The organism is Streptomyces sp. NPDC048420 (genome assembly GCF_040651535.1).
GTDB lineage: Bacteria > Actinomycetota > Actinomycetes > Streptomycetales > Streptomycetaceae > Streptomyces.
On record NZ_JBEZKG010000006.1, the window covers coordinates 253,461 to 276,624 of the forward strand.

Below are 23,164 nucleotides of genomic sequence, written 5' to 3' on the forward strand. Positions count from 1 at the left end.
CACTCTTAGATCTTGTGCGTCGAGGCGGCGGACGAGTACATCTTGTTCGTTCAATGAACACCCACACACGAAGCTCGTGAGAGAGCCTCGACGGCCGTCTCATCGGTAGGGCGGCAGGTAGGTGATGTCGATCGGGGAACCGTCGATGACGACGCCGGACCGGATGAGCGACTCCGTCTCCTCGGCGGTCGCGCCGCTCTCTGCCAGTAGTTCGACGGAGTGTTCGCCGAGACCGGGCGCCATGAAATACGTGTCCACGGCTGTGCGGGAGAACCCCGCGAGCCGGTCGTTGGTGACGAAGCGGCGCCCGTCCGTGGCGGTGAACATGCCGAGGAGGTTCCGGGCATGCAGCCCGGCGTCCGTCGCCACTTCCGACGCGCGCCGCGCCGGCACGGCCGGAACGCCGGCGGCGGTGAGCTTCGCGAGCGCGCTCTCGCGGGTACATGACGCGAGCACCCGGGATATCTCCGTCACCGGGTCCGATCGCAGTGCCGTGTCGTCCAGGTCGATTCCGGCCGCGCGCCACTTCTCGGGCTCCATGACCGCTGTCTGAAGGCGCACATAGCCGTCCCTCACGGGATAGAAGCGGTCCGTGGGCCCCGGCCCGGCGTAGTCCCGCCCGCCCCACCGGCCCGCCGGGCGGTCCGCGTACTCGACGAGATCCGCCGACTGAAGGAACACGGACGTCGTCGCGAGCGAGGTCGACAGGTGCTGTCCCTCCCCGGTCATCGCCCGGTGGTAGATACCGAGCACCGAGGCGAGAGTCCCGCACACTCCGGTCGTCATGTCGTTGGGAGGGACCGAGTACGGGACGGGCTCGTCGTCGCCGCCCTGCGCGAGCATCATCCCGGCCGCCGCCTGGACGACGACGTCGTAGCCGGGCTTGTGGGCCAACGGTCCCCGCTCGCCGTAGGCCGTCACCGAAACCGTGACGATGTCCTTCCTGTCCTCGGCGAGGTCCTCATGGCTCATGCCGAGTCGCTTTGTGACACCGAGTCGGAAGTTGTCGACGACCACGTCGCAGGAGGTGAGCACCCGGCCCAGCGCCTGCTTTCCGTCCTGGCCGGACAGGTCGATCGCGATCGACCGGTAACCGCGGTTGAGGCTGAAGCCCTGCATGCGCCACGGATCACCGACCAGCGGTTCGACCTTGATGACGTCGACACCCAGCTCGGCCAGCAGACGGCCGACGTAGGGCCCGGCGACGTAGGAGCCGGAGACAGCGGCTCGGTAGCCGGCCAGCGGACCCTGACCGCCGTCGGCCGCGGGCCGGGCCGTGGCGGGAGTGCCTGGGGTGACATGCCACTGCGCGGCGGCGACGGTGATCGCGCCGGACGTGGCCGAGACGGCAGCGGGCACCGTCACCGAGTCCACGACGGCACCCGTCATGTGGATCCCGCCCAGCACAGGATCGAAGAGGCTGATCCGCTGGTCCATGACCTTCATCTGCTCCGACCGGAACCATTCCTCGCGGCGGGCAAGCTGGACGCAGGGAACGTCACCGCGTTCGAGCAGTTCGACCCACGCCGCGGCCGGGCGGTTCAGGAACCGCTCCTGGAACGCCTTCATCACCCACCGGCTGTTGTCGATGTGCCACAGGCGCTCGATCCTCCCCCCGATGCGCGGATCGTCGAGGAGCTCACGCAGACCGACGATGTCGATCACCAGGTTGGCGAACTTCGGGCCGAGTCCGCCGACGAAGACCCATTCACCGTCGGCCGCCTGATACCTCGTGTACATCGGGTTGAGGCCCTCGGGGCCGATACCCCGGTCGGGGTCGGGTTCGTCCTCGGGCCGCGTGATGACGGGGTCACCGAAGACGGCCGCCGCGTTGAACCCGCTCACGGTCAGCAGCTGCCCGAGGCCGGTGTACCGGTACTCCACCAGGGCGGCCACGACGCACGTCGCCGTCCATACGCCGTGCGCCTGCACGAGGTAGGGATAGACGGCGTCGACCGGACTGCCCGGATACGACGCCTGGTAGGCCGACAGTCCGAATATCGCGCTGAGCAGCTCCGCCGATTCGCCCTCCCCGGACCATGGTGCTCCGTCGGGCAAGTAGGGAGGCGTGAGGACGACAAGCCGCCGCGTGCCCAGGCTGTCGGCATGGACACCGAATGCCGTCAGTCTGTCCAGCGTGTCTACGACAACCACGTCGGCGGAATCCGCGAGCCGCCCGATCTCGGCGCGGTCGGCCGCAGCAGAGGCGTCCGCGTGGACAAGGGTTTTCGATCGGTTCCGAACCAGCCAGTCGGGCAGCGAATCGGTTGGCTCCCGGCGGGGGTCCCGCGCCACGACCTTGAGGACTTCGGCGCCGTAGTCACCGAGGATCGCCGCTGCCAGTGAACCGGCTCCCCCTTCCGCCAGGTCGAGAACGCGCACGTCGCCCAGCATTCCCCGGGTGACTTCGTCGCTTACGGCCATCTGCTTCTCTCCCTTGAGAAGTGCGATCCGTCGCAGGACTCACGGCTGCTCTGTCAGCGTCAACGCACGGGCCGGGCATCCAAGCACCGCCTCACGCAACCGCTCGAGATCGCCGTGCGGCACCTGATCACGCGCCAGTTCCAGCGTCCCGTCGTCTCCGACTTCGAAGTAGTCGTCGGCGATCGACTCACAGATCCCGATACCGGTACATCGGTCGCGATCGACAACGATCCTTGCACTGATGTCAGCTGTCATACCAGAGGAGCGTACTAGAAGGTCGCTCTAAAGTGAACCTCCGTTCCGGCATCACCGAGGTGACGGGAGAGGGCGGCGAACAGCGGCTGACGAGGCATGCGAGCCGGTTGCAGGCATGCGTGATCGGCACGTGTCGAACTGGTGGCGTCAGCCGCTTCAGTCCGCGCAGGCGTCGGTCTTCGCACCCTTCACACGGTCGAGCAGTCGGCGCAGGGTGGACAGTTCCTGTTCGTCGAGGCCGCCGAACAGCTCCGCCTCGGCAGCCTGTACGGCACTGTCGACCTGGGCGACCAGGGCCGTCCCACGATCGGAGATCTCTACGACATGTCGGCGCCGGTCGGAGGGATCGCGGCGACGGGCGACCAGCCCGTCACCCTCAAGGACGTTGAGCAGCGTGACCAACACGCTGGGATCGACCCGCAGTTCCTCGATCAACGCCTGCTGGCTCAACCGCTCGCGATCGGCCAGCAGGCCCAGCACATGCGCGTGACTGAGCTTGAGGCCCTGCTCGGCGAGGACCTGCCGGATCGCCGTCTCGACGACCTTGCCGGAGTGAGCCAGAGCGAAGCTGATGCGGTCGATGATCACTTCACGATTCTATCAATCAAGGACAATGATGGGAATGAGCAGATCGTTGGTGATGTTCAATGATCTGCTAGCGTCCATGAAAGACGGGCCCCCGCGAGGGCTGGAGCCGTCAGTACGGCGCACTTGAGACGGGAGTCACGCGATGACCGACTACGGCCACGACCTGCGCTTCGGGTCGTTTCTCACCCCCCAGAACAAGGACCCGCAGGCCGTGGTGGACCTGGCAGTCCTGTCGGAGCGGGTAGGCCTGGACCTGGTGACCTTCCAGGACCACCCGTACCAGCCGACCTTCCTCGACGCCTGGACGCTGATGAGCTGGGTCGCCGCCCGCACCGATCGCATCCACCTGTCGGGCAATGTCACCAACCTGCCGCTGCGGCCCCCCGCGGTCCTGGCCCGCTCCGTGGCCAGTCTCGACCTACTGTCGGGTGGCCGGGTCGACCTCGGCCTGGGTGCGGGCGCCTTCTGGGACGCCATCGAGGCGATGGGCGGGCGCCGGCTGTCGCCGGGCGAGAGTGTCCAGGCGCTGAGTGAGGCGATCGACGTCATGCGCGGAGTCTGGGCGGCCGACGAGGGCGGAGCACTGCGTGTCGACGGCACGTACTACCAGGTCAAGGGCGCCAAGCGGGGTCCCGCACCGGCGCACGACGTGCCGATCTGGCTGGGCGCCTACAAGCCCCGCATGCTGCGCCTCGTCGGGGAGAAGGCCGACGGCTGGCTGCCCAGCCTCGGGTACGTGTCCTCACCGACCATTCCCGAGGCCAACGCGATCATCGACGAGGCCGCCGAGCGACACGGCCGCGACCCACGCGAGATCCGCCGGCTGCTCAACGTCTCGGGCACCTTCGGCACGTCTGCCCAGCAGTTCCAGGGACCTCCCGAGCAGTGGGTGGAGCAGCTTCTGCCGCTCGTGCTGGAGGGCGGCTTCAGCACGTTCGTCTTCGGTTCCGATGACCCGGTGTCACTGGAGACCTTCGCCCAGGAGGTGGCGCCGGCCCTGCGGGAACAGGTCGCCGCCGAGCGAGAATCCGCGGGCACCCGCACCGGCCGCGTCCGTCCGGCCTCCGTCCTGGCCAACCGACGCGACGGCATCGACTACGACGGCGTTCCCACAAACCTCGCCGAGCGGGCCGTCGAACCCGGTGACCGCGACTATCCCAAGGTGCGCTCCACCTACCTCTGGCCCGGCTCCCCCGGACTCGTGCTGCGCCCCACCACGGTCCACGAGGTCTCGGACGCCCTGCGCTACGCCCGCGCGCAGGGCCTGCCGATGGCGGTACGCAGTGGCGGCCACGGCATCAGCAGCCGTTCCACCAACGACGGCGGCACCGTCATCGACCTCGGCGCCCTGAACAGCGTCGAGATCCTCGACCGCGAGCGGCGCCTGGTGCGGATCGGTCCCGGCGCCCGATGGGGTGACGTCGCGGCCGCACTCGCCCCGCACGGCCTCGCGATCGGCTCCGGTGACAGCGGCGACGTGGGCGTGGGCGGGCTCGCGACCACCGGCGGACAGGGCCTGCTCGGCCGTTCGTACGGCCTGACGATCGACCATGTCAGGGGCGCGGAGGTGGTACTCGCGGACGGCGCCGTCGTGCGCGCGGACTCCGAGCACCACCCCGACCTCTTCTGGGCCCTGCGCGGTGCCGGCGCCAACATGGGCATCGTCACCTCGTTCGACATCGAGGCCACCGAACTCGGCGACGTCATCTTCGCCCAGATCCTGCACGACGCCACCGACGCCGCCGACTTCCTCGGGAGCTGGGGCGAGTTGGTGGAGGCGTCCCCGCGTGAGCTGACCCCGTTCCTCCAGGTGGTGCAGCAGGGCGGACGGCGGGTCGCGCAGACGTACGCCGTCTGGGCCGGCGACGACACCGAGCGGGCGGCTCAGATACTGGAACGCTTTCTGCCCATCGCCCCGGTCCTCCAGCAGACCGCACGGCTCCTGCCGTACTCGGCGGTCGTGGCTCCGATGAACGCCCCGCACGACGGGGGCCAGTCCCTCTTCCGCAGCCGGAGCGGACTGGTGGACCACATCGACGCCACAACCGCGGCTGTCCTGGCGGGCCTGCTGGAGCGGGGGGACACCGGTTACGTCCAGATCCGCTCGGTCGGCGGAGCGGTCAACGACGTGCCGGCCGACGCCACGGCGTACGCCCATCGCACCCAGAACTTCTCCCTCACCGCCGTCATCCGGCGCCGCCATGAGGAGCGGGCCGACCGCGAGTGGCGGAAACTTCCGACGTCCGGCCTGTATCTGAGCTTCGAGACACATGACCACGCGGCGGCGCTGACCAAGGCCTTCCCGGCGGCCACCCTGCAACGGCTGCGGCGGGCCAAAGCCGCCTATGACCCGGAGAACGTCTTCCGGAGCAACTTCGCCATCACCCCCGCCGTCCCGGTCGAGAGCTGAAGGCGGCCACCGTGTCATTCGACCCGCACGGGCGCCAACGTTTCGCCCGTGCGGTACTGGTGGTCGAACAACGGGGTGCCGTCGCGCGTCAGAACAGCGTCGTGCGCTCCGAGAACGGCGGCCGGTGGGCCGGGCAGAGAAGCGATTCGGGTACGCGGGCCTGTCGGCTGCGAGACGTCCGCGACCGAGATGAACCAACCGGTGCCGGACGTGTGCAACCAGGGATCGGCCACGACGACATCGAGCAGCCCGGCGTGCGCACGAAAAATCGCCGCACCGACGAACTTCAGTACGTCCCCCTCCACTGTCGCGAGGGGGAAGCGGAAGCCGTCGGCGGTCTCCTCCGCAGGCCGTGTGAGCTCGATCGCGCCGAAGGAACGGACGTAGGCGGTGAAGGACTCCTTCACCGCCCAGATCAGAGCGGACGCCGTCATGGGGTGGACCCGCCTGCGATCCGTCCCGGGGAATCCGGCGGAAACCGCGTGAGGGCTTCCTCCCACGGCAGCCTCTCAGCGATCATCCGCCGGTACTTCATGATCTTGCGGCGCTCGTTGAGAGCCGCCGCGCCGACGAGTCGGCCCCCCTGCCGGTACAGGGCGACCCATCTGTCGGCTTTCGGATCGCCGGAGACGAACTCGACGTGGTCGGCGTCGGCGGTTCCGACGAACTGGAGCCGCTGCCCGTACCAGTCGCTCCAGAAGTACGGCACGGTCGAGTACGGCACTTCCGTCTCCGGCCACAGGGCGTTGCGTGCGGCATGACGACCCATCTCGGCCGCGTTCGTCCAGTTCTCCAACCGCATCGTGGAGTCCATGATGGCGTTCGGCCAGTGGACCACGTCACCGGCCGCGTAGACGTCCGGCACCGACGTGCGCAGCATCGGGTCGCACTGGATTCCGCCGTCACCAGGATGCAGCTCGACACCGCTGCCCTCCAGCCACTTGGTGGCCGGAGCCACGCCGACGCCGATGACGACCACGTCGGCAGGTACGACCTCCCCGTCGGCGAGCCGGACACCGCGCACGGCGTCCTGTCCCACGAAACCCTCGACCCGGGCGGACAGGACCAGCCGCACACCGTTTCGCTCGTGGAGCGCGGAGGCGGCGCTGCCGACGGTCTCGCCGAGGGCGCGTACCAGCGGTGCCTCAGCCGCTTCGAGAAGGACGACATCCGCGCCCCGGTGCTTCGCCGAGGACGCGGTCTCCGCGCCGATGAAGCCGGCTCCGATGACGGCCACACGGCAACCGGCGGAGATCTCCTTCCGCACGCGCTCCGCGTCGTCCAGCGTGCGCAGCTCGTGCACACCGCGCAGGGGCGCGAGTTGGGGAAGTCTTCTCGGCGTGGCGCCCGTGGCGATGAGCAGCTTTCCGTACGGGATCTCGGCACCGTCGACGGTGATCGTCCGATCGTCGGCGTTCAGTGCTGTCGCCGTGCTCGACAACCTCAGGTCGACATCGAGGACTTCGCGCAGCTCGGTCTCCGTCGAGAGGAAATCGGGCGCCGCACCCGCCAGCAGGTAGTCCTTCGACAGCGGTGGACGGTCGTACGGCAGATGCGGCTCCGCGCCGATGAGGACGATCCGCCCCTTGTAACCCTCGGCGCGGGCGGCCTCGACGGCCCGGAGCCCCGCAAGCGACGCGCCGACGACCACGAAGGCGCCCCTGTTGCCGCTCACCCTTGCGTCCTGCGTGCTGAATTTTGCATTCACGTTCGAGGACAATACTAGAAGGGCACTCTAGCTACAATGGCTTGACCTCGTAATTATGTGCGAACAACACGGGTTGACCGCCCACTTACCGACGCATACATTAGAGTCAGCTTCTAATTTGTCGAAGTCGACTCCAAAGGAGGAGAGATGACTGTTCGGCATCATGAGCCGCAAGAGCTGTTCACGACGGAACACCCCTTCGACACCGATGTGGACATCTCGAGCGATGCCTTCTGGACGCAGCCGTGGCGAGTACGGGACGAGTCCTTCGCCCGGCTGAGGGCGAACGCTCCCGTCAGCTGGCACCCACCCATGGACGCGCACGGCTTCCCGAACCGGGAAGCCGGCTTCTGGGCCGTCGTGAAGGCGGACGACATCCGGTACGTCAGCGAGCACACGGAGATCTTCAGTTCGGCGCTCGGCGTCGACGTACGCCCCACGTTTCAGCCCGGGCCGGGCATGCTGACTTCGGACCCTCCGGAACATGGCCAGTACCGGAAGATGATCAGTTCCGCGTTCACCCCCAAGGCCGTCAACCGGCTCATCGAGAAGATCAATCAGCGGGCCGAGGAGATCGTGGACCGGGTGGTCGGGGCCGGCGACATCAACTTCGTCGACGAGGTGTCGTCGCGGCTGCCGATGCTGACCATCGCGGACATGTTCGGTATCCCGGATCACTTGGTCAAGGAGTTCGTCGAAGCCGGGGACCGTTTCGCCAACGCGCCCGACCCGACCGTACGACCCGAAGGGGTGAGCGTCGCCGCTTTCGTCCAACAGCAGTTCGACGTCCTCCTGCCCCTCGGCGTGGAGGTGGTCAACTACCGCCGTAAGCATCCCGCGGACGACCTGGCGACAGCTCTCGGCCAGACGAGGATCGACGGCCGGACCCTGACCGACACGGAGATCGGCGGAGTGACGCTGCTGCTCAGCGCCGCGGGGAACGACACGACCAAGCAGACGACGTCATGGGCCACCCACCAGCTGTGGACGCATCCCGAGCAGAAGGCCTGGCTCGCCGACGACTACGACAACCGCATCGCGGGAGCCATCGAGGAGTTCGTACGGCACACCACCCCGGTCACCCTGTTCACACGCACGGTCCTGGAGGACACCGTGCTGGGGGGCAAGTCCCTCACGAAGCACGACAAGGTCGTCATGTACTACTGCTCGGGCAACCGCGACGAGACGGCTTTCCCCGATCCCTGGAAGTTCGACCTGACCCGCGGCCGGACCGCGCATCTGGGATTCGGCGGCGGCGGCATCCACTACTGCCTCGGCAACGCGGTCGCCAAGGCACAGCTTCGCGCCCTGTTCCGGCAGTTCCTCACCAAACTGCCGGACATGGAGGTCGGAGAGCCCGAGTTCTTCACCCCCAATGAGCGCTTCAACGCGATGCGTCGACTTCCCGTGCACATCCCCTGAGCCGACCTCGGGACTCCGTGACTGACGTAGGGCCACCACCCACTCGGGTGGTGGCCCTACGTCAGTCACGGTAGTCCCGTCGGTGTCGCCACCAGGGCACGTATCGAGTCATGATCCATCGGTGGTCCGAGCGAGGTCCTTGATCCAGATCGCCGAGGCGCACAGGAAACGGCCGGCGACGTAGCTGTCCGGGATCCTGTCGTAGCGGGTGGCGACGCCTCGCCGGCACGCAAGCCTGAATTCCCGGCTGCGCAACTCATCACAGCATGACGAGGCGGCGTTCGACGGCCGGTCAGCGGCGCGACGGTCTGGCGCCTGGCATGCCAGGTCTGTGGGCCAGGCGGTTTCCGCCGGTAGGCGAAGTCGGTGGTCAGGTACGGGGTTTGGTGAAGCGTTCCTGGCGGGCGGCCTTGACGGGTTCGGGCAGTACGCGGTTGATCAACGCAGTGCGCTTGGTGGCACGGTCGCCTCCGACGACATGGTCCTTACCGGCCATGAGTGCGTCATATCCCTGCTGTGCGACCACACGTCGGCTGTTCTTCCTGGCTCCGGGGCCGAGCGCGGTGTTGTCCATGCCGGCGCGGGAGTGGAAGTCGGTGTCGGTGGCTCCGGGCAACAGGGCGGTGACGCCGACGTTGTGTTCCTTGAGCTCGTGACGAAGCGATTCGGCGAACATGAAGGTGAAGGCCCGGGAGGGACCGTAGATGGTCTCGTAGGGCGTGGGCGTTGTGGCGGAGATCGAAGAGGTGATCAGGATACGGCCGCTACGACGCTCGGCCATGTGCCGGGCCACATGCTTGGCGAGGTGGACAACCGACGTGACGTTCAGCGCGATCAGGCCCAGCTCGTCGTCCAGGTCGGTGTCGAGGAAGGCTCCTCCGATGCTGCGACCGGCGTTGAGGACGGCCGCCTCCAGCGGTCGGCCGGTCTTCGCGACAGCCTGCCAGACGTTCTCCACTCCCTGGTGGTCGGCAAGATCGGCCTGAACGGGGATGGTCTGGGCACCGTGGTGTTCGAAGTCGGCCGCTACTTTGTGGATGTTGTCGCTGCGACCGGTGGCGATGAGGTCGTAACCGTCGCGGGCAAAGAGCAGGGCGAGTTCGTAGCCGATGCCGGCGGAGGCGCCGGTCACCAGTGCCAGCGGTCGGCGGGAGGGGGCGCCGTTCATGGTGTGCTCCTATGGGGTGTGGTCCTCGTGTGCCCGGAAGCCCAGTTCTTGGCAGGGCCGTCGGCGTTCCGACTGTTCGACAACTTGCACGTGCCCTTGGAAGCTCGCTCGTTGGCAGGCAGTGGAGAAAGTGGGTCTGGCCTTCGTCACCGGGCATGGTGACGGCCTGGTGGTCGATGGTCAGGGACCTGACGACCCGGTGGCGGAAGCGCTTGTGGTCGAAGGTACGGTCGAGGACCTCGCGGTTGGCCCATCCACGGCGAAAGCGCTCACGTTTCATGGCCAGTCGCCGACCATTTCTGCGGTGCTGGTGTCCTCGCGGTGGCGTCCGGCGTCCAGGCACAGGATGGCGGTCAACGTCAGCGGGATTCCCTCTCCGAGCGTCGCCGCAGGACGGAAAGGCCAACGCGCTCGCGGGCGATCCGGCTCGCCACAGGGCCCCCGGTGCTTGACGCAGCTACGCGAGGCCGACCGTTTCGATGGTGTAAAGAGCAAGGGGACTCCAAGGAGTGCCTGCGACTGCGTTCTTCCTTCGGTCGCGTGGTGCGGTAACAGGCGGGCTCCAGACCCGCTAGAGGATCTCTGAAATTCGTTGGACCAATCCTCATCGTCGTCAAAGCTACCCTGCTCCGACTGATCGGGCGATACATTGGTCCAACAAATATTCGCCGTGCGAGGATCAGTGGACGAAGCGTGCTCCGGTCGGGGCAGCGCGCGCTGTGCTTCCGGCATGGTCAGGAAGTACAGCGACAGGGCCCCACGAGGGCGAGGAGGGGTTGGGCATGGACGCGGAGACCGAACTTCTGGTGAACCTGTTGACCCAGGCCACCGCAGACGAGAACTCCGGCCGACTGCCTACGGAGCGTGAACTCGGGGCCCGCCTGGGCGTGAGTCGCGGCACCCTGCGTGAGCGGCTCGCGACCCTGGAGGCCATGGGCATGGTGCGGCGCAGGCAGGGCAGCGGCACCTACCTTGAGGCGCCCGATCCGGCTTTCGCCAGGTTGTACTTCAACCTGGCCGTGAGGTTCGGCCAGATCTCCACACCCGAACTGGAGCGCGCCAGGGAAATGCTGGAGACCGCGGTCGTGCGAAGTGTCGCAGAACGCGCGACCACCCAGGACGTGGGCAAGCTGCGCGCCCAGATCGACGAGATGTACGCGGCCTCATCGGCCGACGACGTCGAACGTGGCGACAGCGCCGACTACGAATTTCACCGCCTGCTCTACCGGATCGCCGACAACCCGGTGCTGGACCTGCTCACGGATGGCCTGTCAGCGGCACTGCGCGGGCTGTTGCACGACCGTCGCCGCTCCGCCTGGCAGGCCGAAGACCTGAAGGTCGGCGGCACGCCGCGCCGCCGGGCGACGGATGCGGTCCACGAGGAGATCGCGGACGCGATCGCCGCGAACGACCCTGATGCCGCGACGCTCGCCGTGAAACACCACTACGAGGTATGGCGGCAGATCACCGGCAAGACCTCGGACTGACAGCGGCCGGGACCTCCGGCACCCCTCTCTGAAGCGTCATGCCCGCGCGCCCTCGGCGCGCGGGCTCTTCCGCGTGTCCCAAGCACGGCGAGAGCCGGACTGATCCAGGCCGGCACCGCTTTGTCGCCAATGCGGGCGTGGGTCCAGGACGGACGCTCCCTGAAAATTTGTTGGACCAATTCATTGACAGTGCCCACACCGGTCCCTACTTTCGTTGCAACGGTGACCGCCGCGACACGCGCTGGTGACGCAGACGTCATATCTGCGACCACCGAACCTCCTGTCACTGCTGCTCCCTTCATCTCAACGGGGCGCACTCCTTGCCACCGTGCACCGCCCCACTCCGAAGGTCCGCTTCGCGTGTCCGCATACGAAAGGCAGTCGAAGCCATGACGCGTACCCAACGCTCCAGCAGACGTACACGGCTGCGGGCCGCGGCCTTCGGGGCCGCTCTCTCCTTCTTCGCCGCCGGCTGTGCGACCTCCAATGAGGCCTCGTCGTCATCCGGCGACACGAAGCCGGGTGTCGCCGCCAAGTGCGACGCCACCAAGGAGGGGAACGTCAAGTCCTTGGGACTGGAGGCTCCTCCCACCAAGAAGAAGGGCCAGCTGCGGATCGGCTTCAGCCCGACGGCGATGGACACGTACTACAAGCGGGTCCTGGCCGGCGTAGACGAGGGCATCGACGCCGCAGGCGGCAAGTCCAAGGTCAAGTTGGACGTTCAGGCTCCTTCCAGCCAGTCGGCCACCGACGACCAGGTCCGCAGCGTGGAGGCGTGGATCTCGCAGGGTTACGACGCCATCGCCGTCGCGCTCTACAACGAGAACGCCCTGGAACCGCTGTTCAAGAAGGCGTCGGCGAAGGGCATTCCCATCTTCACCTTCAACTCGCCGGTGGTGTGCAGCCCGTACTACGTCAGCAACATCGGCTACGACCAGAGCGAAGGCGGCCGAGCCCAGGCGCAGTGGATCGTCGACCACTACAAGAACAAGGGCACCGTGAAAATCGCCATGCTCGAGGGGCTGCCGGGCCCGCACACCTCGGAAAGGATGCGCGGCTTCAACTCGGTGATCTCCAAGTACCCCAACATCAAGGTGGTGGCCTCCCAACCGGCCGGCTGGACGCGGGCCCAGGGTCTCAGCGTGACGGAGAACATGCTCACCGCCCATCCCGACATCGACGTTCTGGTCGCGCTCTACGACGAAATGGCGCTCGGGGGCTTGGAGGCGCTCAAGGCGCGCAACCTGCAGGGAAAGGTCGCGGTCGTCGGCTACGAGAACATGAGCGAGGCCAACGCCGCGATCAAGAAGGGGGACTTCGCCGCGACCGTTGACACCGGCGCCAAGCAAGAGGGCCGCAACATCATCAGCACCATCGAGAAGTACGTGGCCGACGGCCGGCGCGTGCCTCGGACGGTGTTCGGCAAGGTCACGGTCTACGACAAGACGAACATCGGCACCTTCAATCCCGACGACTACATCTACGTGCCCCCGGCGAAGAAGAAGTGATCAGTGATGACCACCTCAGCACGCAGTCACGCGGGGGAGCAAGACCCGTCCGGCCGGAGCCCCGTTCTCGACATGCACGGCATCACCAAGCGCTTCGGTGCCACGCACGCTCTGCGCGATGTCGATCTCAGTATCTTCCCGGGTGAAGTCCTCGGCCTCGTCGGGGAGAACGGCGCCGGCAAGTCGACCATCATGAAGATCCTCTCCGGCGCGTACAGCAAGGACGACGGCGAAATCCGCATCCGGGGCAAGGCGGTGGATCTCCGCGGACCCGCGCACGCGCAAGAGCTCGGCATCGCGATCATCTACCAGGAGTTGTCGCTCTTCCCGGACCTCACGGCCGTGGAGAACATCTTTGTCCGGCACGAGAAGTGCTGGGGCGGACGTCCGTGGATCCTGAGCCCTCTTGACCGCAGAGCCATGCGCGACCGGACGCTCGACCTCCTCCGGGAGGATCTCGGGGTCGTCATCGACGTCGATGTTCCGGTCAGCAGGCTGAGTCTGGCGGAGAAACAGCTCATCGAGATCGCACGGGCGCTGCACTCCCGGGCGGACATCATCATCATGGATGAGCCCACCGAGGCGCTGGAGGCCGAAGAACGCGAGCAACTGTTCGCCACCGTGCGCAGGCTCAAAGACGCCGGCAAGTCCGTCATCTACGTGTCGCACCAGCTCGACCAGGTCGTCGGCCTCTGTGACCGCATCACCGTGCTGCGCGACGGAAACCACGTGTCGACGGCTCCGACGGATCAGGTGGACGTCGCCACCATCATCTCGCTGATGATCGGCGGCTCTCTCGAACAGCAGTATCCGACGCTGCCACCGCCGGCCGAGGAGGCCGTTCTCCAGGTGGAAGACCTCACCCTGGCACGGAACTTCGAGAAGGTCAGTTTCGCTGTGAGGCGCGGCGAGATCCTCGGCATCGCCGGGCTGAACGGATCAGGCAAGAACGCGCTTGTCAGGTCTGTCTACGGAATCCGGCCACCGGAGAAGGGGACCGTGGCTGTCGCCGGGCGGCAGGTCACGATTCGCAGCCCCAAGGACGCAACGGCATGCGGCCTGGCCTTCCTGCCGGCCGAACGCAAGACGGAGGGAGTGTTCACCGGGCACTCCATCCGCTGGAACCTGACCATCGCGGGCCTGCGGCGTACCTCACGGCTGCGCCTGCGCCGGGAGCAGGAACGGCAGGTGACCAACCGCTACACGAGTGAGCTGGGCGTCAAGGCCACGTCCGGGGAGCAGGAAATCACCCTGCTCAGCGGCGGGAACCAACAGAAGGTACTGCTCGCCCGCTGGCTCGCGGTCGATCCGGAGGTCTTCATCCTCGAGGAGCCGACGCGCGGCATCGACGTGTCGGCCAAGGCCGACGTCTACCGGCACATCGCCGACTACGCGCGGCGCGGGAAGTCCTTTGTCGTGGTCTCCTCCGAGAGCCCCGAACTGCTCGGTATCTGCCACCGCGTTCTCGTCATGTACGAAGGCCGCGTCGCGGCGGTCCTGGACGCCGGCGAGGCCACCCAGGAACTTATCGCTCACTATTCCGTCCAACGTGCCGAAGAGGCCGCAGATGAGTGACAGCAAGACGTACCCCCAGACACCCGCGGCTTCCGGAGCCTCCTCCGCACCACAGGCCGCGACTGCCCGCCCGCCCCGAACGGTGGGCTTCACATCCGCACTGCTCGGGAGCAGCGGGGGGCGGATCCTTCCCGTCTTCGTGCTGATCGTCGCGGCGCTGAGCCTGACGGCGAACGACTTCCTCACCGTGGACAACATCACCAACGTCCTGCGGCAGATGGTCTTCGTGTCCGTCATCGCCTTCGCGGCGACGTTCGTGATCGGCATGGGTGGCATCGACCTCTCGGTGGGCGCCACAACCGCCCTGACCGGTCTGTTCATGGCCGACTTGATACTGCAGGGCGTCAACATCTACCTCGCCGTGCTCGCCGGCCTGCTGCTGGGCGGCCTGATAGGCCTCGTCAACGGCCTGCTCATCGACCGACTCGGCATCTCGCCGTTCATCTGCACCCTGGCAGCCATGATCATCCTCCGAGGGGTGATCATGGTGTACAGCCAGGGAGTCCCCATGACCGGGCTCGCCTTCTCGGAGTTCCAGTGGTTCGGCCAGGGCGCCATTGCCGGGGTTCCCGTGCCGGTGCTGGCGATGGTCCTCGTCTTCGCTGTCTGCTGGTACCTGCTGTACCGCACCAAGTTCGGCCGGTATGTGCTGTCCATCGGCAGCAACCGGGAAGCCGCGCGACTGGTCGGGATCGGCATCTCGCGGATTCAGGTGTCGGTGTATGTGATGACAGGCTTCGCCGCCGCGCTGGCAGGGCTCTTGTTGACCTCCCGGCTCGAAGCCGCGATGCCGGAGGCGGCGACCAACTACGAACTGGATGTCATCGCCGCTGTCGTGATCGGCGGCACCAGCCTCAACGGCGGCAAGGCGTCTCTGGCCGGAACAGCGATCGGCGCGGCGCTGATGGCAGTGGTGCGTAACGGATTGAACCTGCTGAACGTCAACACGTTCTGGCACCAGGTGGTCATCGGTTCCATCATTCTCATCGCGGTTTCCTTCGACTCTCTCAGCGCGCGCCGACGGGCCAAGGCCTCTTGACTGTAAGAGGGGAACACCGGAGAAGTGCCAAGAAGTGAAAGGGGCAATACATGCCCAGTCAACCGATTCGAATCGTCGCCGACGTAACGGCGCATCCGGGCCAGGCCGAAGAACTCTGGCGGAATCTGGCCGAACTGGTGGAGCCCACCCGGAAAGAAGCCGGGAACATCAGCTACGACATACTCCAGGACCTGGACAATCCTGATCACTTCCTCTTCTACGAGGAGTGGGAATCCAGGGACTATTTCGAGCGGCATCTCGAGTCCCCGCATGTCGCCGACTACGACCGCGTCACCAGACACCTGATCGCGATTCCGGTACGCATCTCCATATGCACTCCGCGTACCGACGCGAAGGCCTGACCAGAAAAGGAGCAGTCATGAACAGGTTGCAGGACAAGGTGGCCGTGATCACCGGCTCCAGTTCGGGCATCGGCCGTGCCATCGCCCTACGGTTCGCCGAGGAAGGCGCCAAGGTGGTCGTCAGCGATGTGCGCGCGACCCCGCGGGAAGGCGGTTTCGAAGAGGACGGTGACATCGCGACGGCCGACCTGATAGCCAAACGCGGTGGTCAGGCCGTGTTCGTCCCCTGTGACGTCTCGGCGCACGACGAAGTGCGGGCACTGGCGCACGCGGCCGTAGAGCGGTTCGGAAGGCTCGACCAGTGGGTGAACAACGCGGCCGTCCGCCGCTACGGAAAGGTTGCCCACGAATACAGCGACGACGATCTGAACCAGATCCTCGATGTCAACGTGAAGGGGACGTACTTCGGCTCCGTGGAAGCCATCAAGGTGTTCCTGGACCAGGGGGACGGTGGAAATCTCATCAACATCGTCTCCACTTCCGGCTTGCGCGGTCATCCGCGCCAGGCGCTGTACAACACCAGCAAGGGCGCCACCCGCCTGCTCACCATGTCCCTGGCAACCGACTACGGCCCGAAGGGTATCCGGGTCAACGGAATCTGCCCCACCTTCGTGAAGACCTCCTTCACGCGTGACGAATTCGACGACACCGAATTCCAGAACTCCCTGGCCCAAGGACTGCCGCTCGGCCGCTGGGGTGAAGCAGCCGACGTCGCGAACGCCGCCGTCTATCTCGCTTCCGACGAATCCAGCATGGTTACCGGACACCTGCTGAGCGTCGACGGCGGAGAAACCCTGAGCCGGTACATCTGACCAGAGGGAGGCATCTGAAGATGAGCAGCGGCGAGATCAAGCTCACCGTCATGCCGGTGGGCAAGTTCGAGGCCAGTCTGAGCTGGCTGCTGTTCGACCCGGCACGCGTGGTCGGCACCCGTCAGGAACCCCATAGGGCGGCGCCCTGGGTGGACGTGCCCGTTCATTCCGTGCTGATCCAGCACCCCGACGGCAACCTTCTCTGGGACACCGGGCTGCCGCGTGACTGGGAGACCAAGTGGGCGCCGACCGGGCTGACCGACTACTGGCCGGTCGTCGCCGAGGAGCAGGAGTGGTTCGACTCCCGTCTGCGACAGGCCGGAGTGGAGACCGGTGACATCGACTTCCTGGTCTTCTCCCACCTGCACTGGGACCACGCGGGCAACGGCTGGATGTTCAACGGCACCGACGCCAAGGTCGTGTGCAGCCAGGCGGAGTACGACGGCGCGTTCGGCTTCGAGGGCTACTGCGACGGCCCCTTCATCCGCAGCGACTACGGGGAACTGCCCTTCCAGACCGTCAGCGAGGACACCGAGATTCTGCCCGGAATCAAGCTGCTCCAGACCCCCGGGCACACCTGGGGCACCATGTCGCTCCAGGTGGATCTGCCGGACACCGGCACCATGATCTTCACCTCCGATGCCATCTTCCGGGGCGACAACTTCGGCCCGCCGACCGTCACGCCGGGCAGCGTGTACGACAGCCAGAAGTGGCTGGCATCGGTCGAGAAGATCAGGGGAATCGCCGAACGCACCGACGCGACCGTGATCTTCGGCCACGACGCCGAACAGTCGAAGCTCATGCGGTCCGCCCCGGACCACTACACGTGACCGCACCGGCGCCCATTCCGCCGCCCGGCCCGAAGGACACCCCATGCCGATCTATGACTACGAGTGCAGCCACGAGCACCGTTTCGAGGCACTCGTCCCCCGTTGGAATTCACCTCACCCCGCGTGCCCGGCATGCGGGACCAAGACCCGGCGTCGGCCGGCCGCCGGTGCCCGTCTGACGGGCACCGCGAGCCTGCCGCCGAGCAGCCACGAGGCGCCGACGACCTGGCTCGGCACCCACCGGGGCAACCGTGATGTCGTCACCGGCTGGCGCAGAGCGCTGGAGCAGCGCAGCAACCTCGAAGAGCGCTACCCGGAACTCTCGGCCCCCCGGTCCCCGGTGGTGGCTCACGAAGGCCACTACCACCACGCACCGCTGACCGTGGACGAAGTGCGCGCCACCACAAGCCGCCCCGACCGGCCGCCCCGGCCCGAGGCGGACGGAGCGCCGGCATGAGCGCCGTCGTTACTTCCGATACGCAGCCAGGTCGTCGGCGGCACGGCAGCAGGAGGGCCCGGCCATGACACAGGTCGAACACCACTATGCGCACCTGTCCGAGGTGCAGATGCACTACGCGGTCGCCGGCGAGGGTGAGCCGCTGGTGCTGCTCCACGGTTACCCGCAGACCTGGTTGTGCTGGCAGAGGACCCTGCCGTTCCTCACCGACCGCTTTCGGGTGATCATGCCTGACCTGCGCGGGCTTGGGGACACCTCCCGCCCGGCCGGCGGGTACGACAAGAAGACCGTCGCGGCAGACGTGTGGGAACTCGTCCACGACCGGCTCGGTATCGAGACGTTCCATCTGGCGGGACACGACTGGGGCGGAGTGGTCGCCTTCCGGCTGGCCGCCGACCACCGCGACGCCGTCAGCCGACTGGCCATCGTCGATGTCGCCATCCCCGGCGACGGCGCCCCCGACATCGGCCAGGGCGGACGCCGTTGGCACCACCGCTTCCTGCAGACCCTCGACCTGCCCGAGGCGCTCGTCGAAGGACGCGAGCACCACTACCTCGGCTGGTTCTGGCGGAACTACGGACACCGGCCCGATGCCATCGACCCCGCGCACATCGCCGAGTACCTCCGCGTGTACACCTCCGCGGGCGCCACCCGCGCCGGGTTCGCCTACTACCGAAGCGTCACCCAGGACGTCGCGGACAACACCGGGCTGCCGCCACTGGACATGCCGGTCCTGGCCGTCGGGGGCGGCACCAGTTGGGGACGAGGGACCGAAGTGGCCGTCTCCTGCCGAACGATGGCCAAGGACGTCACGGAGGTAGTGATCGACGAGTGCGGGCACTGGGTCCCCGACGAGCAGCCAGAGCAACTCGCCGGGCACTTCCGCTCCTTCTTCACGGTCGCCCGGACATAACACGCCACTTTCTCTCACCTCCCGCCTAGCACACCTGTCCGGAAGGACCTGTCATGTCTGTCGTCGCGCCCAACGGGCGCACCATCGCCGAGCGTATCGGTGTCTCCACCGTCTGCTTCCGGCACCTTGAGCTGGCCCCCGCGTTGGAACGGATCTCCGCGCTGGGCGCCGAAGCCGTCGACCTCGTAGCGCTGCGTGGACTGTGCGAGCACATCTCTCCCGACGGCGAGCCCGGTCAGCTGCGGAAGGCCGCAGCCGCGGTCGAGGCCGGCGGTCTGAAGCCGCTCGCGCTGAACGCGGATCCAGAGTCCTTCGACGAGACGAACTTCGCCGTGGTGCTGAACCGCGTGGAGAGACTGACTGAATTCTGCGCCACCGTCGGTGCACCTCTGCTCATCCTTCCTGGCGGTGCTGCCCTGCATCCCGGCGACAACGACGCTGCGGCCAGTGACGTCAGGGATCGGCTTGCCCAGGTGATCGAAGGCTCCCTCCTGGCGGCGGCCGTCGGGCAGCGATACGGAGTGCGAGTGGCTGTCGAGGCACCGCACTACCTCCGGCTGGCCCGCACTCTCGAACTGGCCGACCAACTGGGTTCGCAGCTACCGCTCGTGTTCGACACCTCGCATGTCGCCGCGGGTGGTTCCGACCCCGCGGAGGCGTTCACCCAGCGCGCCCACCAGATCGTGCACGTGCAGTTGCGGGACGCGGTCCCAGGTGACATACGGCGCGCTGTCGGCCACGGAGACATCGACTTCGCCCGGTTCTTCGGCGCCTCTGAATCCGCCGGTTACCAAGGCGCTTATGTTCTGGAGCTGGAGACTCACAACAGCCCGTACACCAGCAAGGACGACGAGGTGGCGGCAGCCCTGTCCGCCATGTTCCTCGCGGCCTCCGAAAGCGGACACGACGGTCGGGAGGACCGATGACACGCGTGGGATTCGTCGGGGTCGGAGCCATCGGACTGCCCATGGCGAAGCATCTGGTCACCGCCGGATTCGACGTCGTCGCCTTCGACGCGTCCCCGGCGCGGCTGGACGAGGCCGCGGCAGCGGGGATGCTCCCGGCAGCCGGCGCCGGAGAAGCGGCCAAGGACGCCGACGCCGTCGTGGTGATGGTGGCGACGCCTCAGCAGTTGCACGACGCGGTCCTCGCAGAGGGGGGCGTGGCCGAGGGGATCGCCGCGGGAACATGCTGCGTGATCATGAGCACCGTTGGTGTCGACAGTGTCCGCGCGGTCGCCGAGGCCCTCGTCGATCACGGGGTCGGGGTCCTGGACATACCCGTCACCGGTGGGGTGGCGCGAGCGGAGACCGGCACGCTGACGCTGCTGGCCGGCGGCGACCTGGAACTGCTGGCCCGGCACACCAAGCTCCTGACGTCGATGGGTCGGCTCGTCCTGTGCGGCCCTGCCGTGGGCGACGGGCAAGCGGTCAAACTCGTCAACCAACTACTGTGCAGCGTCCACTTGGCCGCGGCCGCCGAGGCTCTGGCCTTCGCGGAGGCTCTCGGTCTGGACCCGGACACCGTGCTCGAGATCGTCAAGGGCGGTGCGGCCGGCTCGTGGATGCTGTCCGACCGCGGCCCTCGCATGCTCGCCGAGGATCCGCCGGTCCGCTCCGCCATCGACATCTTCGTCAAGGACTCGACGTTGGTCGCCGATGCCGCCGACGCGGTCGGATTCGACGCGCCGCTGCTCACGGAAGCGGCAAACAGGTTCCATGCCGCCGCGACTGCCGGTCTCGGCCGCGCTGACGACTCCCGCGTCATCACCACGTACCGCGCCGACGGGCCTGGCCCGGGAACGGGACGAGCCGGTGCGGATGCTTCCGCGTCAAGCATGGAGAACGACCGATGACCCATTTGTTCAACGACCCGGCGGCCTTCACAGAGGACATGCTCGCCGGATTCCTCGACGCCAACTCCGAGTACGTCAGCGGCGTGCCCGGGGGCGTGGTCCGCGCTCAGGAGACCCCACGGGGCAAGGTCGCCGTCGTCGTCGGAGGCGGCTCCGGGCACTACCCCGCCTTCTGCGGCATCGTCGGCCGCGGCTTCGCCGATGGTGCCGTCGTCGGGAACATCTTCACCTCGCCCTCCGCCCAGGAGGCCTACACCGTGGCGAAGGCCGCCACGAGTGACGCAGGGGTGCTGATCCTCTCCGGCAACTACGCGGGCGACGTCCTGAACTTCACCAGCGCCGCGCAACGACTGACCGGTGAGGGCACGGACGCTCGGGTGCTGTTCGTCACCGACGACCTCGCCAGTGCACCCGACACCGAAACCGAGCGCCGCCGCGGGGTCGCAGGGGACTTCGTGGTCTTCCGCGTGGCAGGTGCCGCAGCCGAGGCCGGCTACGACCTCGACGCGGTCGAGGAAGCAGCGAGCCGCGCCAACGACCGTACCCGCACCCTCGGGGTGGCCTTCTCCGGCTGCACCCTGCCAGGCGCTCGGACGCCTCTGTTCACCGTGCCCGAGGGGCGCATGGGCGTCGGGCTGGGGATCCACGGTGAGCCCGGAGTGTCGGAGGCCGACATGCCGTCCGCCTCCGAACTGGCCAACCGGCTGGTCGACGGTGTTCTCGCCGAGCGACCCGCCGACTGCTCGGGGCGAATCGCGGTGATCCTCAACGGACTCGGCACCACCAAGTACGAGGAACTCTTCGTCGTGTGGGCCACGGTCTCGCAGCTCCTCGCCGGGCGAGGCCTCACCGTCGTCGAACCAGAGGTGGGCGAGTTGGTGACCAGCCTCGACATGGCCGGTGTCTCCCTCACGGTGACGTTCCTCGACGAGCAACTGGAGTCACTGTGGCGCGCACCGGCGGACACCCCCGCCTACCGCAAGGGGCTCGCCCGCCTTGCCCAGGATGAAGGCGGGAACCGACGGCGCTCCCCAGCAGTACAGGGTGGCTCGTCCATCGAGGCGGCACGGATCCCGCCGGCGACGACTGCGGCCCGGCAAGCCGCTGCCGCCGTCGTCGCGGCTCTGAGCAGCATGCGGACCGCTCTGATCGATTCCGCCGACGAACTGGGCCGCATCGACGCGGTCGCCGGCGACGGAGACCACGGACGGGGCATGGTCAAGGGCGTGACCGCCGCCGTCGAGGCGGCCACGTCTCTTACCGAGCGGGGGGCAGGCGTGTCCACCGTGCTGATCGGCGCGGGCGACTCCTGGGCCGCGAAAGCGGGTGGCACGTCCGGTGCCCTGTGGGGTGCCGGAATGCGTGCGGCCGGGGAACTCCTGAGCGACACCGCGTCCGCCATCACCGCCGAGGATGTCTCGGACGCCCTTCGGCAAGGGCTGAACACCATCGTCGCCATAGGCAAGGCCGCTCCGGGTGACAAGACTCTGCTGGATGCGGCCCTGCCGTTCGCTGATGCCCTGGAGACCGCCATCGGCCGTGGCGCGGACCTGGGAACCGCGTGGGACGAGGCAGCGGCCGTGGCCCAAACCGCTGCCCTGGCGACCGCAGACCTGGTTCCGAAGACGGGCCGGGCACGCCCGTTGGCGGCACGCAGCATCGGCACACCCGATGCCGGGGCGACGTCCTACGCCCTGTGTGTCCGCTCAGTCCTTTCCGTACGCACGAAGGAGCACGTCGAATGACCGCACAGCAGCCCCTGCGACTGGTCGTCGGCTGCGATGACGCGGGCCTGGAGTACAAGGAGGCTCTCAAGGCCGACCTGCAAGCCGACGACCGGATCGCCGAGGTCATCGACGTGGGGGTGACCCCCGGCGAGACCACCGCGTATCCGCACGTAGCGGTAACCGCGGCCAAGCTTGTCGCGGCAGGGAAGGCAGAGCGGGCCCTCCTCGTCTGTGGCACCGGGCTCGGTATGGCGATATCCGCCAACAAGGTGCCGGGTGTCCGGGCCGTGACCGCGCACGACAGCTTCTCGGTGGAGCGGGCCGTACTGTCCAACGACGCACAGGTGTTGTGCTTCGGCCAGCGTGTCGTGGGCCTGGAACTCGCCCGCCGCCTTGCTCGCGAATGGCTCAACTACCGCTTCGACACCAGCTCCGCCTCCGCGGCCAAGGTCGCGGCGATCTCCGGTTACGAACAGGAGAGTCCCTTGAGCGACTCCGGCACACCCTGATCGAACCTGCCCGTCCCACCCCCGGCAGCTGGGCCTTCCCCCGCTGAGGCGCGTCAGTCGCCCGACGCCGGACCCCTCGGGTAGCGCCTCGGCCCCAAGACCAGCCCCCGAGCCC

At 67.4% G+C, this 23,164-nt stretch carries 21 protein-coding genes and 1 pseudogene; 15 read left to right on the forward strand and 7 right to left on the reverse strand.

Annotation, left to right across the window (positions count from 1 at the left end):
• Window positions 1–99: 99 nt before the first annotated feature.
• The 3 genes from AB0D34_RS12855 to AB0D34_RS12865 form a co-directional block, all read right to left on the reverse strand.
• Window positions 100–2,424, reverse strand: coding sequence for a CoA transferase (locus tag AB0D34_RS12855; RefSeq protein ID WP_362660722.1), 2,325 nt, complete (start codon window positions 2,422–2,424; stop codon window positions 100–102).
• A gap of 39 nt (window positions 2,425–2,463) precedes the next feature.
• Window positions 2,464–2,679 (reverse strand): ferredoxin, encoded by a 216-nt coding sequence (locus AB0D34_RS12860; RefSeq protein WP_362660725.1) that lies wholly within the window; start codon window positions 2,677–2,679, stop codon window positions 2,464–2,466.
• A 156-nt stretch (window positions 2,680–2,835) separates the two neighbouring features.
• Window positions 2,836–3,267 (reverse strand): MarR family transcriptional regulator, encoded by a 432-nt coding sequence (locus AB0D34_RS12865; protein WP_362660728.1) that lies wholly within the window; start codon window positions 3,265–3,267, stop codon window positions 2,836–2,838.
• A gap of 142 nt (window positions 3,268–3,409) precedes the next feature.
• On the opposite strand from AB0D34_RS12865, the gene AB0D34_RS12870 reads away from it, so the two are divergent.
• Window positions 3,410–5,677, forward strand: coding sequence for an LLM class flavin-dependent oxidoreductase (locus tag AB0D34_RS12870; RefSeq protein WP_362660730.1), 2,268 nt, complete (start codon window positions 3,410–3,412; stop codon window positions 5,675–5,677).
• Between the two features lie 14 nt (window positions 5,678–5,691).
• Here the strand turns inward: AB0D34_RS12870 and AB0D34_RS12875 are convergent, their stop codons facing one another.
• On the reverse strand, window positions 5,692–6,111 hold the full coding sequence (locus AB0D34_RS12875) for an HtaA domain-containing protein (RefSeq protein WP_362660733.1): 420 nt from the start codon (window positions 6,109–6,111) through the stop codon (window positions 5,692–5,694).
• A complete protein-coding gene (locus AB0D34_RS12880; protein ID WP_362660736.1) occupies window positions 6,108–7,352 on the reverse strand; it encodes an FAD-dependent oxidoreductase in 1,245 nt (414 codons plus the stop codon). Before AB0D34_RS12880 ends, AB0D34_RS12875 begins: the two co-directional genes overlap by 4 nt.
• 180 nt (window positions 7,353–7,532) lie before the next feature.
• On the opposite strand from AB0D34_RS12880, the gene AB0D34_RS12885 reads away from it, so the two are divergent.
• Entirely contained in the window at window positions 7,533–8,807 is a 1,275-nt protein-coding gene (locus AB0D34_RS12885; protein WP_362660739.1) for a cytochrome P450, read from the forward strand.
• Window positions 8,808–9,177: 370 nt separating this feature from the next.
• Here AB0D34_RS12885 and AB0D34_RS12890 read toward each other — a convergent pair whose 3' ends face one another.
• Complete coding sequence (locus tag AB0D34_RS12890; RefSeq protein WP_362660742.1) at window positions 9,178–9,975, reverse strand: SDR family NAD(P)-dependent oxidoreductase; 798 nt, start codon at window positions 9,973–9,975, stop codon at window positions 9,178–9,180.
• Between the two features lie 163 nt (window positions 9,976–10,138).
• A pseudogene (locus tag AB0D34_RS12895) lies at window positions 10,139–10,255 on the reverse strand (transcriptional regulator); the annotation flags it as partial.
• Between the two features lie 502 nt (window positions 10,256–10,757).
• On the opposite strand from AB0D34_RS12895, the gene AB0D34_RS12900 reads away from it, so the two are divergent.
• From AB0D34_RS12900 to AB0D34_RS12960, 13 genes are all read left to right on the forward strand, one after another.
• On the forward strand, window positions 10,758–11,462 hold the full coding sequence (locus tag AB0D34_RS12900; RefSeq protein ID WP_362660745.1) for an FCD domain-containing protein: 705 nt from the start codon (window positions 10,758–10,760) through the stop codon (window positions 11,460–11,462).
• 389 nt (window positions 11,463–11,851) lie between these two features.
• A complete protein-coding gene (locus AB0D34_RS12905; protein WP_362660747.1) occupies window positions 11,852–12,970 on the forward strand; it encodes a sugar ABC transporter substrate-binding protein in 1,119 nt (372 codons plus the stop codon).
• A 6-nt stretch (window positions 12,971–12,976) separates the two neighbouring features.
• Complete coding sequence (locus AB0D34_RS12910; RefSeq protein ID WP_362660750.1) at window positions 12,977–14,545, forward strand: sugar ABC transporter ATP-binding protein; 1,569 nt, start codon at window positions 12,977–12,979, stop codon at window positions 14,543–14,545.
• Window positions 14,546–14,684: 139 nt separating this feature from the next.
• The gene (locus AB0D34_RS12915) at window positions 14,685–15,584 is read left to right on the forward strand and encodes a ribose ABC transporter permease (RefSeq protein WP_362660752.1); all 900 of its coding nucleotides are present in this window, start codon (window positions 14,685–14,687) and stop codon (window positions 15,582–15,584) included.
• A gap of 50 nt (window positions 15,585–15,634) precedes the next feature.
• Window positions 15,635–15,946 (forward strand): putative quinol monooxygenase, encoded by a 312-nt coding sequence (locus AB0D34_RS12920; protein ID WP_362660755.1) that lies wholly within the window; start codon window positions 15,635–15,637, stop codon window positions 15,944–15,946.
• A 26-nt stretch (window positions 15,947–15,972) separates the two neighbouring features.
• Window positions 15,973–16,758 (forward strand): SDR family oxidoreductase, encoded by a 786-nt coding sequence (locus AB0D34_RS12925; protein ID WP_362660758.1) that lies wholly within the window; start codon window positions 15,973–15,975, stop codon window positions 16,756–16,758.
• 20 nt (window positions 16,759–16,778) lie between these two features.
• Entirely contained in the window at window positions 16,779–17,588 is an 810-nt protein-coding gene (locus tag AB0D34_RS12930; RefSeq protein WP_362660761.1) for an N-acyl homoserine lactonase family protein, read from the forward strand.
• Between the two features lie 43 nt (window positions 17,589–17,631).
• Window positions 17,632–18,045 (forward strand): zinc ribbon domain-containing protein, encoded by a 414-nt coding sequence (locus AB0D34_RS12935; RefSeq protein WP_362660764.1) that lies wholly within the window; start codon window positions 17,632–17,634, stop codon window positions 18,043–18,045.
• Window positions 18,046–18,109: 64 nt separating this feature from the next.
• Window positions 18,110–18,958, forward strand: a complete 849-nt coding sequence (locus AB0D34_RS12940) for an alpha/beta hydrolase (RefSeq protein WP_362660767.1) — start codon at window positions 18,110–18,112, stop codon at window positions 18,956–18,958.
• Window positions 18,959–19,011: 53 nt separating this feature from the next.
• Window positions 19,012–19,884 (forward strand): sugar phosphate isomerase/epimerase, encoded by an 873-nt coding sequence (locus AB0D34_RS12945; RefSeq protein ID WP_362660770.1) that lies wholly within the window; start codon window positions 19,012–19,014, stop codon window positions 19,882–19,884.
• A complete protein-coding gene (locus AB0D34_RS12950; RefSeq protein WP_362660773.1) occupies window positions 19,881–20,813 on the forward strand; it encodes an NAD(P)-dependent oxidoreductase in 933 nt (310 codons plus the stop codon). The genes AB0D34_RS12945 and AB0D34_RS12950 overlap by 4 nt, the downstream gene beginning before the upstream one ends.
• Window positions 20,810–22,558 carry a dihydroxyacetone kinase family protein gene (locus tag AB0D34_RS12955; RefSeq protein WP_362660775.1) on the forward strand — a complete coding sequence of 583 codons (1,749 nt, stop codon included), beginning with the start codon at window positions 20,810–20,812 and terminating at the stop codon, window positions 22,556–22,558. Before AB0D34_RS12950 ends, AB0D34_RS12955 begins: the two co-directional genes overlap by 4 nt.
• Complete coding sequence (locus AB0D34_RS12960) at window positions 22,555–23,049, forward strand: ribose-5-phosphate isomerase (protein ID WP_362660778.1); 495 nt, start codon at window positions 22,555–22,557, stop codon at window positions 23,047–23,049. Before AB0D34_RS12955 ends, AB0D34_RS12960 begins: the two co-directional genes overlap by 4 nt.
• Window positions 23,050–23,164: the final 115 nt, after the last annotated feature.